This is a genomic window from Prosthecobacter sp. (assembly GCF_014879935.1).
GTDB lineage: Bacteria > Verrucomicrobiota > Verrucomicrobiia > Verrucomicrobiales > Verrucomicrobiaceae > Prosthecobacter.
In genome coordinates, this window is sequence record NZ_JACSRD010000211.1 from 1 (window position 1) to 10,264 (window position 10,264).

Genomic DNA, 10,264 nt, shown 5'->3' on the forward strand with positions numbered 1-10,264 from the left:
ACTGGATGGCCGGCCGTCTCGACCTGCAAATCCCTTCAGCTTTTACCCACCCAGCATAGCGAAGCGCCAGATTTCATGGCTCAAATCACAGTCGCGGAGACGATGCGGCGGGCCTTCAGCGGCACACGAAGCCCGAAATGAAAAATCCCAAAGCCAGCGGATTTCCACAGAGCTTTGGGATGTGAGGAATGACTGCGGATCGTTACTTCCGCGCTTCTGCGGCCCGGTTCTGGATGTAGAAGCTGCGGGCGGAGATGTAGGGGTCCACAGCGTCCTTCGTGACCGAGTCATACGTCTCGAGCTGGCCCGGCAGCGAACGCAGTGTGTTGGCTGAGGGCGGGACCATGTCCCAATCGCCAGTCTTCCAGTAGAGATAGGGCCAGTTGACCGGATTGGCAGCATAATCGCCCACCAGACCGACGGTCTCGCGAACGCTGCTCGGTCCGAACAGGGGCAGCACAATGTAGGGGCCATGGCCGATCTTCCAGGTCGCCAGTGTCTGGCCGAAGTCTTCCGCAGGAACGTTTGCCAGAGAAGGAATGCGCTCAGCCGTCTGGAACACGCCACCAACGCCACCAACCGTGTTCACCACAAATTTGCCCGTCTCCTGCCCGGCACGCTTGAACTTGCCCTGAAGAGCGCAGTTCACGAACCGCACGGGGTATTTCACATTCTCAAAGGCGTTGTCGATGCCCTTCCGCACGGGATTCGGGAGGATGAATTCATAGCCCTTCGAGATCGGGCGGAACAACGCCGTGTAGAGCACGTCATTCACCTTGAACATGCCGCGATTGAAGGGCTGCAAGGGATCTGCGACCTCCACCGTGTCGTAATCGTCCAGCTCATCCGTCTTGGCGTCCGCCACTTTGGTGCCGATGGGTTTCGGCGCACTTGCAGCCGGTGCGGTGGAGGCTGCCTGGGATGGCGTGCCTGTCGTGGAACAATCCACCAGGAACGGAACGACGGCCAGGAGTGCGAGACGCGGGAGGAGACGGTGTGGTTTCATTGAGGACGGGAGACGGACTGCGTAAGAGAGCTTAAGACGGACTCAGCGCCACCTTTTTTAAATTGGGCATCCAGTTGGGAGCGGTAATTCGCGATCAAGCTGACCCCTTCGATCACCACATCGGCGATCTTCCATCCCGATTCCTGCTCCATCCGGTAGGTCACGCTGTAGTGGCTGCCCTTGTAAACCATCTTGGTGGGCACATCCACGCGGCCTGCGGCCGGAGAGACGGCGTTGAGATAGGTGATGGCCGGATGCTCGCCCGGCGTGAACTTGCTGCTGTAGCTGCGGATGATGAGCGTGGCGAAGAGCTGGGTCGCACGACGCTGCTGGTCCTCCGTCATCGAACGCCAGCCCACACCAACCGCACGGCGCGTCATGGTTTCAAAGCTGACGTGCTTCATCAGGACCGGACGCACCCGCTCCGGCAGGGCGCTCCGGCTCGGGGCACGGTCAGCCACGGCGAGGACTTCATTCACCGCTGACTTCAGGCGCAGTTGCGCGTCTACAGGCTGCGCGGAGGCCGGAATGGCGATCCAGGGGACGGTGAACAGGGCGGCTAGGAACGAACGCGAGGTCATGGAATGGGTTTTTCTTCTGGGGATTCTTTTTCGACACTACCGAAGGCCATTTTGCCGATCAAGGACTCAAGATCGACCGATGACTCCGTCATCGTGATCCGTTCGCCCGTGGCAAGATACGTCTCGTCCGCTCCCGGAGACAAAAGAACATACTTGTCGCCGATGAGTCCGGTCGTCTTGATCGAGGCCATCGTGTCGGTGGGCAGTTTCAGCCCGGCCATGACGCGCAGTGTGGCGATGGCGCTGAAATCCACCGGATCCACACGAATCCCCTCCACCCTGCCGACCGTGACGCCAGCCACCACCACCGTGCTGCCGGAATTCAGGCCGCCTGCATTGGTGAACCGGGCCTCGATTTCATACGTGTCTCCCCCGACCAGCGCTCCCGCGCCCAGTTTGATGGTCAGGTAGGCGATGGCGGCAAGCCCGAGCACCACAAAGATGCCGACCAGGAGTTCCAGCTTTGATTGTTTCATGAGTCTTCAGGTTGGAGGGCTTCGCCACGACGGATGGCAGCAAGCGTGCGGCCAAGTGCGTCGGTACTATCACGGAAATCACACACCACGCCATCGGAGGAGGCGGAAAACTCCGCCGGCGTCCCTTCAAAGCACATGCGCCCCTTGTCAAGAAGCGCCACGCGATCGCTTGCCACCAGGGCCTCCGGCACGTCGTGGGTCACAACCACTGCCGTGAATCCAAACTGCCGCTGGTATTTGGCGATCATCGCGAAAACCGCGTTCCGCCTCAGCGGATCGAGGCCGGCGGTCGGCTCGTCAAACAGCACCAGTTCCGGCCGGGTCACGATGGCACGGGCGAGCGCCAGGCGCTTCTGCATGCCACCCGACATCTGACCGGGATAGCGGTCGCGGTGTCCGTCGAGTTCGAGCTGACGCAGCGCTTCGAGGCTGCGTTCCGTGATCTCCTTGTCAGACAGGTCCGTCGTTTGCTCCAAGGGCAGCGCCACGTTCTCGAGCGCCGTCAGCGAATCGAACAAGGCGTTGCTTTGAAACAGAAAACTGCATCGGCGGCGGAACTCGGCTCGCACGGCCGCATCTCCGGGCTTCAACTCACGACCATCAAAGCAGATCCGCCCCTCATCCGGCTGCAACACGTCCGCCAGGCACTTCAGAAAGACCGATTTCCCCGCCCCGCTGCGTCCCAGCACCGTCACGAGGCGCCCCCGTGGCACATCCAGGCTGGCACCGGCCAGCACCGCATGCTCGCCAAAGCGTTTATGCAACCCTTCCACATGGAGCAGAGGTTCTGTCGCGGCGTCGGCCATGTTACACGAGGAAGGAGGTGATCACGTAATCCGCCGCGAGCACGATGATGCAGGACTGCACCACGGCCCGAGTCGTCGAGGCGCTGACGGCCTGCGCCCCCGTCGCCGAACGGCAGCGATGGGCGTTGAAGCCGTGATAGGCGCACAATCCGATCGTCAGCAGGCCGAACACAGCCGCCTTGGCGAAGCACTCGCGCACGTCCTGCGACTCAACCGCACGCTCCACCGCCGACCAGTAGGTGCCGGACTCCAGCCCGAGCAGCACGGAACCCGACAGGCTGCCGCCGACAAGACCGACCGTGACAAACAATGCCGCCTGCATCGGATACACCAGCAGCGACGCGATCAGACGCGGTGCCACCAGAAACGCGTGACTGCTCACCCCCATCGTCTCCAGCGCCGCGATCTGCTCCGAATTGCGCTGGATGCCGAGTTCCGCGGCCAAGGCCGAGCCCGCCTGCCCCACGATCATCAAAGCCGCCAGCACCGGCCCCATCTCCCGAATCAAACTCAGCGAAACCAACGTGCCCAGCAGGCCTTCCGAGCCGAATTTGTTGAGCACATAGTAGCCCTGCAAGCCAAGAACCAGTCCCGTGAAGGTGCCCACAATCAGAATGACCGGCAGGCACCGAGCCCCTTGCTCAAACCCGGCCCGCACGATGCGACGGCCCAGTTTCCGCGATCCCACGGACGCACGAAACGACCTCCCGATGAAAAGGGCAAAATCCCCCAGGGCGTGGACGATGGAAAGCGTGTGTCTCCCGACGATGCGCAGCATGCAATGACAGGTACCTTCACGCAGCCTGAGAGTTCATGCAACGACGCAGCGAGCCGTTACGGCATTATTTATCGGTCAAAACGGCCTACAACTCGCCCACCGGCAGCCACTTCCGCTGTGCCCAGCTTTGCAGGCCGAGTTCGGCGAGTTGAACGCCTTTCGCACCTTCGCGCAGGGTCCACGGGAAGGGCGTGTCGAGCACGACGTGGCGCAGGAAGTCTTCCCACTGGATTTTGAAGGCGTTGTCGTAGGTCGTGGCGTCGGGGACCTTCTGCCAGCCTTCGAAGAAGTTGATCGGCTGCTGGATGTCCGGGTTCCAGATCGGGCGCGGTGTGATGCCGGCACTTTGCCCCCAGCAATCGCGCAATCCGACGATGGCGCTGCCGTGCGTGCCATCGACCTGCATGGTGAGCAGGTCGTCGCGACGCACGCGCACCGTCCAGGAACTGTTGAACTGGCAGATCACACCGCCTTCGCATTCAAAGGTCGCGTAGCAGGCATCGTCGCTCGTGCATTCGTATTTCTTGCCGCGCTCATCGACACGCTGCGGGATGTGCGTAGCTCCCATGCAGCTCACGGCCTTCACCTTGCCAAACAGATTGTCGATCACATAACGCCAGTGGCAGAGCATATCGACAATGATGCCGCCACCGTCTTCTTTGCGGTAGTTCCACGAGGGACGCTGCGCGGGCTGATCGGCATCCATGCCGGTGAAGACCCAGTAGCCGAACTCGCCGCGCACACTGAGGATGCGACCGAAGAAGCCCTGATCCTTCAGCAGCTTGAATTTGCGGATGCCGCTCAGCCACAGCTTGTCCTGCACCACGCCATTTTTCACGCCAGCGTCTTCGCACAGCTTCGCGAGTCGCAGCGCATCGGCCGTCTCCACCGCGGTCGGTTTTTCGCAGTAGATGGCTTTCTTCGCCATCACGGCCTTCTCGATGAAGCCCGCGCGTTGCAGCGTGCCGCTGGCATCGAAAAAGATCTCGTCATCCGCGTTCGCGAGCGCCGCATCGACATCCGTGGTGAAGCGCGTCACGCCCGTGCGTGCCGCGAGAGCCGCGAGTTTGTCGTGATTGCGTCCCGTGAGGATCGGATCGGGCATGATGACGAGGTCGTCGCCCACTTTGAGCCCGCCTTGATCGCGGATCGCCTTGATGGAGCGGATCAGATGCTGATTGGTGCCCATGCGTCCGGTGACGCCGTTCATGATGATGCCGATTCTGCGTGTTTTCATGGTTTGTAGTTCGGGCTTCAGCCCGTTCAGGGGTTGTTGGAATAAATCTGACCGTAAGCCGATGCGATCTTGTCGAGGAACTCGCCCTGATCGCCGCTCCACCAGCGGTTGGAGAAGATTTCGACCTCGCGATGTCCGGTGAAGCCGGTGGCGTCCACCCAGTCGCTGATTTCGCGGATGTTGATGCAGCCTTCGCCCATCAGTCCGCGGTCGTTGAGGAGATCGGTGGTCGGTGTTTTCCAATCGCAGATGTGGAAGGCATGCAGGCGGCCGGTTTGGCCGGCGAGATCGATCTGCGACTTCAACTCCGGGTCCCACCAGACGTGATACGCATCCACCGCGATGCCCACCGACTTCGGCGAGCCGAGCGCCTCGCAAATCTCATGCGCCTGACGCATCGTGTTCACCGCGCTGCGGTCATCGGCATACATCGGATGCAGCGGCTCGATGGCGAGTTTCACGCCCGCCGCTTCCGCCGCAGGCAAACAAGCCGCGATGCCATCGGTGATCTGCTTCCGCGATTCGACCAGCGACTGCCCTGGAACGGCTCCACAGACCAAAACAATGAGCGGAGCGCCAATCGAGTGCGCCTGCTCGATGGCGAGCAAATTGTCATCAATTGCCTTTTGCCGATCCGCAGCCGATTTGGCCGGGAAAAAGCCCCCACGGCACAAACTGACCACTTCCAGGCCCGAATCGGCTGTCTGACGCTTCACGGTGGCCAAATCGCGACCTTCAAGCGCCTGCCGCCAGATGGTGATGCCGCTCACGCCGCGCTTCGGGAACTCAGCAAGGCATTGTTCGAGGCTCAGCGGCTTCGTGGTGATGGTGTGGACGCACAGTCGGCTCATGGCGCGTGATGGTGGACGGCCTCAGTGATAAGAAAAAGATGATTTTGCGATGCCTCGCATCGGAATTGCCTATGTTCGCTCATGGAACTCTACCAACTCGGCTACTTCCTGGAGATCGCCCGCCAACGCAGCTTCACTCGTGCGGCGGAGCGTCTGCACATGGCACAGCCCGCGCTGAGCCAGCAGATGAAGAACCTCGAAGCGGAGCTGGGCACGGCGTTGTTCATTCGCGGACGCAAGGAAACGCAGCTCACCGCTGCGGGGAAAGCCTTCCAGCCACGTGCCGAGGCATTGCTACTACAAGCGGAGGCCGCGAAGGCAGTGGTTTCGGATGTGGCGCAGCTGCGTGGTGGGAAACTCGTCATTGCGGCGATTCCCAGTGTGAGCGCCTGCCTGCTTCCGGCAGTGATTCAAAAGTTCGCCCAAGAGCATGCTCGGGTGGAGTTGCAGCTCATCGAGGACAGCTCCGAACGCGTGGCGGATTGCGTCGAGTCCGGCCTCGCTGACATCGGCTTCCTGCAACTCCCAGCCAGCAAGGCTGCGTTCGCCACACGAACGATCATCTCCGAGCCCTTTGTGCTGCTTGCGGCCAAATCGCATGCGCTGACGAAGCAGAAGGAAGTGAGCTTGAAACAACTCGCCGCGGAGTCGTTCATCTTCTACAAGGGGCGTGCCCGTGACACGGCTCTGGAAAGCTGCCGCAAAGCCGGATTCGAACCTCGGATCGCATGCGAAAGCGGCGAGCTCGAAACCATCCGCGCTCTGGTGGCCGCAGGACTCGGGATCGCGGTGGTGCCGCAACTCGCCGCCACTCACCTGCCCTCCACCATTCGCGCCCTCACGATTCGTGACCCCAAAATGCAGCGTCACATCGCCGCGGTGTGGAAAAAAGGCGGCGAGCTTTCGCCTGCTGCGAATGCGCTGCTGGGGATGATCGATACGTAGGCCGGATGTGTTCGGCGCAGCAGATGCGATCTGCATGACAGGCCTTCTTCGCCGAACTATCCGGCTTCAAGGCTTGCGCAAACCAGACGGATCGACGCACCACCCAAAGCCGGATAGTTTGGCGAAGAAGCATGGGAAAATGGCGAACTATTTTCGCCAAACACATCCGGCCTACGTCATCACTCCCGCACGCGCTCCACCTGCGCACCGAGGGCGGCGAGCTTCTCGTCGAGATGCTCGTAGCCACGGTCGATGTGATAAAGGCGGTTCACCTCGGTTTTGCCCTCAGCGACAAGGCCCGCGAGCACGAGCGCGGCCGACGCACGCAGATCGGAGGCCATGACCGGCGCGCCTTTCATCGCAATGCCACCACGGATACGTGCCGTCGCGCCCTGGAGGTCGATGTTCGCGCCCATGCGCTTCATTTCGGCGCAGTGCATGAATCGCTGCGGGAAGATGGTCTCGGTGATGGTGCTGACGTCGTTGATCACGCAGGCCAGCGCGCAGAACTGGGCCTGCATGTCGGTCGGAAAGCCAGGATAGCACAGCGTGGTGAGGTCAAAGCCTTTCGCCTCGGGATTCGGGCGCACCGTGATGCTGTCCTTGGTGATTTCGAGCGGGAAGCCGCATTTGCGCATCGCATCGGTGACCGCCTTCATGTGCTCGGGCATGACACGACGCAGCGTGACGCCATCACCGAGCATCGCCCCGGCGACGAGAAAGGTGCCCGCTTCGATGCGGTCTGGAATGACGGTGTGTTCCGCACCGTGCAGTTCCTTCACGCCTTCGATCACGATGCGGTTCGTGCCCGCGCCTTCGATCTTCGCGCCCATCTGGATGAGGAAGTTCGCCAAATCCTCGACCTCGGGCTCGGCGGCAGCGCCTTCGATGACTGTGGTGCCTTTGGCGAGCACGGCAGCCATCATGACGTTGTCGGTGCCCAGCACGGTGGAGCCATGTTTGCCCATGAGATTCATCGGCCCGCCCTTGAAGCCCTTCTTGGCGTTCACGTCGATGTCACCGCCTTCCACGGTGATTTGCGCACCGAGTGCTTCGAGGCCCTTCAAATGCAGGTCCACCGGACGGTCGCCAATCACGCAGCCACCAGGCAACGACACCTTGCACTTCTTCAAGCGGCCTGTGAGCGGCCCCAGCACGCAGATCGAAGCGCGCATTTTGCGCACGAGATCGTAGGGCGCCACGGACTTGATCTTCTCGGCCTTCACCACCACCACGCCGCTGGCGCGCTCCACTTCAGCACCGAGTTCACCGAGGATGCGCACCATGTAATTGGTGTCGCTGAGGTCAGGCACACGGCGGATGGTGCAGGTGTCTTTGGTGAGCAGCGTGGCCGCGAGGATCGGCAGCGATGAATTCTTCGATCCGCTGATGTTGATGCGACCTTTCAGCGGAGCACCGCCGTGTACGATGAGTTTTTCCATGGAATGATGGTCTTGTGCTGCGGATTGGCGCGGGGGCAAGCTCCGGCAGATAAAAAGTTCTTGCGAATCCAGGATTACACCCGTAATCCTCTCAGGATCACGTTTGTAATCCACCATGCCCTCCGACGACGACCTCCCCGCCACGCCCCGCATCTCTGACGCCGAATGGACCGTCATGAAAGTCCTCTGGGAACGCGGCACCAGCACGCTCGGCGAGGTCGTGCGCGAACTTGAAGGCCGCCTCGCTTGGAAACCGCGCACCGTGCAGTCCCTCATCCGCCGCCTCACGGAGAAAGGTGCTCTCGCCGTCGAAGCCGTGGGCCGTGAGTTCCGTTACACGCCCGCCGTTGCTCAGGATCAGTGTCAGCATGAGGAAAGTGTTAGTTTCCTAGATCGTGTCTTCAACGGCCGCCTCACGCCCTTCGTTACCGGCCTCATGGAGCGCGAAGAAGTCACGAAAGACGACCTCGCCGCCCTTCGTGAGGTGCTCGCCCAGGCCGAGCGCAAACTGAAGAAGTAACCACGCTCTCAATCGTCCTCGTCCTCGTCCTCGTCCTCCTACTCGAACTCGTCCTCGATCCCAGCGCCATCGTGAGAAGTCAGATGTGAAAAGTCAGAAGTAGCTCCGCCACCCGCGTAAGCGCCCAATTTCCAATTTTCAGTTTCCAGTTCTCAATTTTCAATCCCACCGCGCCATGACCTCCGAAGCCCTTCTCCACTGGCTCCAGCGCACGTCCATCGAGGCCAGCCTCCTCATCCTCGCCGTGCTCGGTCTGCGCCTGATGCTCGGCACGCGGCTCAGTCCCGCGTGGCGCATCGGCCTGTGGATGCTCGTCGGCATGAAGCTCATGCTGCCAGCCTTCGTCCCCGCAGGCTTCGGCCTCGGCGGCTGGCTCCAGGCCGGTGAGACGGCCCAGGCAGTCTCGTCATCAAGAGTGATCGTCTCCCCGGCGCATGGTCATGAAACGACCTCTTTTCTCGCCGATTCAGAAAACCCGCAGATTGGGACCTCTGAATCAATCGGTGGGTTTTCTGAGCCGCAAGACAGCCGAAGGCAATCGGTGGGAATCCTTTCGGGGAACCTGATTCTCCTCGCGATCTGGCTCACGGGCGCTGCCTCCTCGATCCTCGCCGCCCTTCTTCGCCAGCGCCGCTTCGACTCCGTTCTGCGCCGTCGCCCTCGTGCCACATCGCCTTGCCTTCGCGCTCTCGTCGCCAGTCTCGCGCATAAAGCCGGAGTCAAACAGCCTGTCAGCATCGTCCTCATGCCCGCAGGCACCACGCCGGCCATGGTCGGCATTCGCCAGCCGAAACTGCTGCTGCCGGAGGATTGGCAGACGCGTTTCGACGAGCGCAGCCTTCGCCATGTGATGCTTCATGAACTGCTGCATGTGAAGCAGCACGACCTCCTCTGGAATTGGGCCGCCACCGCCGTGCAGGCGCTGCATTGGTTCAATCCGCTCGTGTGGTTCGTCGTGTCGCGCTTCCAGGCCGATCGCGAGCTGCGCTGCGATGCCGGAGCGCTCGCCATCCTCGCGCCGTCCGAGCGACTCGACTACGGCCACACGCTTCTTCGCATTCAGGAAACCTTCTTTGCACCACCGGCCATCGCAGGGTTGGCTCCATGTGTGCGCAACCACCCCACCCTGCGTCAACGCATCCTCATGATCGCCCAACCCGCCACCCGCCATCCCATGACCCAGGCCCTGCTCGTCGTCACTCTCTGTGGCCTCGCCGCCTACTCGTTCACCACGGCACAGGCCGCTGAAAAGGAAGTCCCGCCCAAGGTGCGCGAGGGCGGATCCGTGGCAAAACCAGCCAGCGAGGAAGGTGCTCCCGCCCGGAATGGCGATGGCGAACGGGAAGCGGGAGAAAAGAAGCCCGGAATGCGCGATGGCGAAGGCGGAGCCAACAAGACCGGTGAACGCGACGGCATGCGGAAACCGGGAGATCGTGATGGCGACGGCGCTCGCAAACCTGCCATGCGGGACGGCGAACGTCCCCGGACCGGTGAACGCGATGGCGACAAGCCCCGCACCGGCGAACGCGATGGCGAAAAACCACGCACCGGCACCCGCGACGGCGAAGGCATGAAAAAGCCCGCTGCGGAACGTGATGCGGGCACTCCTGCCCGCAAAGGCG

General features: G+C 61.8%; 11 protein-coding genes. 3 read left to right on the forward strand and 8 right to left on the reverse strand.

All coding sequences use genetic code 11. The features are described from left to right. Positions 1 to 202: 202 nt before the first annotated feature. The 7 genes from IAE77_RS24035 to IAE77_RS24065 all read right to left on the reverse strand — a co-directional run bounded on the left by IAE77_RS24035 (position 203) and on the right by IAE77_RS24065 (position 5,735). Positions 203 to 1,006 carry a VacJ family lipoprotein gene (locus tag IAE77_RS24035; protein ID WP_294232211.1) on the reverse strand — a complete coding sequence of 268 codons (804 nt, stop codon included), beginning with the start codon at positions 1,004 to 1,006 and terminating at the stop codon, positions 203 to 205. Then, positions 1,003 to 1,587 (reverse strand): ABC transporter substrate-binding protein, encoded by a 585-nt coding sequence (locus IAE77_RS24040; RefSeq protein ID WP_294232213.1) that lies wholly within the window; start codon positions 1,585 to 1,587, stop codon positions 1,003 to 1,005. The genes IAE77_RS24035 and IAE77_RS24040 overlap by 4 nt, the downstream gene beginning before the upstream one ends. Beyond that, positions 1,584 to 2,063: an outer membrane lipid asymmetry maintenance protein MlaD gene (gene mlaD / locus IAE77_RS24045; RefSeq protein ID WP_294232215.1), complete on the reverse strand. Its 480-nt coding sequence runs from the start codon at positions 2,061 to 2,063 to the stop codon at positions 1,584 to 1,586. The genes IAE77_RS24040 and mlaD overlap by 4 nt, the downstream gene beginning before the upstream one ends. Beyond that, entirely contained in the window at positions 2,060 to 2,869 is an 810-nt protein-coding gene (locus tag IAE77_RS24050; protein ID WP_294232216.1) for an ATP-binding cassette domain-containing protein, read from the reverse strand. Before IAE77_RS24050 ends, mlaD begins: the two co-directional genes overlap by 4 nt. A gap of 1 nt (position 2,870) precedes the next feature. Continuing rightward, positions 2,871 to 3,647, reverse strand: a complete 777-nt coding sequence (locus IAE77_RS24055) for an ABC transporter permease (protein ID WP_294232218.1) — start codon at positions 3,645 to 3,647, stop codon at positions 2,871 to 2,873. A gap of 85 nt (positions 3,648 to 3,732) precedes the next feature. Then, complete coding sequence (locus tag IAE77_RS24060; RefSeq protein ID WP_294232220.1) at positions 3,733 to 4,884, reverse strand: Gfo/Idh/MocA family oxidoreductase; 1,152 nt, start codon at positions 4,882 to 4,884, stop codon at positions 3,733 to 3,735. A 26-nt stretch (positions 4,885 to 4,910) separates the two neighbouring features. Then, complete coding sequence (locus tag IAE77_RS24065) at positions 4,911 to 5,735, reverse strand: sugar phosphate isomerase/epimerase family protein (RefSeq protein ID WP_294232222.1); 825 nt, start codon at positions 5,733 to 5,735, stop codon at positions 4,911 to 4,913. Between the two features lie 81 nt (positions 5,736 to 5,816). Here IAE77_RS24065 and IAE77_RS24070 point away from each other — a divergent pair, with 81 nt between their 5' ends. Beyond that, positions 5,817 to 6,680, forward strand: a complete 864-nt coding sequence (locus IAE77_RS24070) for a LysR family transcriptional regulator (protein ID WP_294232224.1) — start codon at positions 5,817 to 5,819, stop codon at positions 6,678 to 6,680. Between the two features lie 179 nt (positions 6,681 to 6,859). Here the strand turns inward: IAE77_RS24070 and murA are convergent, their stop codons facing one another. After that, positions 6,860 to 8,122, reverse strand: a complete 1,263-nt coding sequence (gene murA / locus IAE77_RS24075) for a UDP-N-acetylglucosamine 1-carboxyvinyltransferase (protein ID WP_294232226.1) — start codon at positions 8,120 to 8,122, stop codon at positions 6,860 to 6,862. A 115-nt stretch (positions 8,123 to 8,237) separates the two neighbouring features. On the opposite strand from murA, the gene IAE77_RS24080 reads away from it, so the two are divergent. Further along, complete coding sequence (locus IAE77_RS24080) at positions 8,238 to 8,642, forward strand: BlaI/MecI/CopY family transcriptional regulator (protein ID WP_294232227.1); 405 nt, start codon at positions 8,238 to 8,240, stop codon at positions 8,640 to 8,642. 175 nt (positions 8,643 to 8,817) lie between these two features. Beyond that, a partial coding sequence (locus IAE77_RS24085) for a M56 family metallopeptidase (RefSeq protein WP_294232228.1) occupies positions 8,818 to 10,264 on the forward strand: 1,447 nt, incomplete at its 3' end.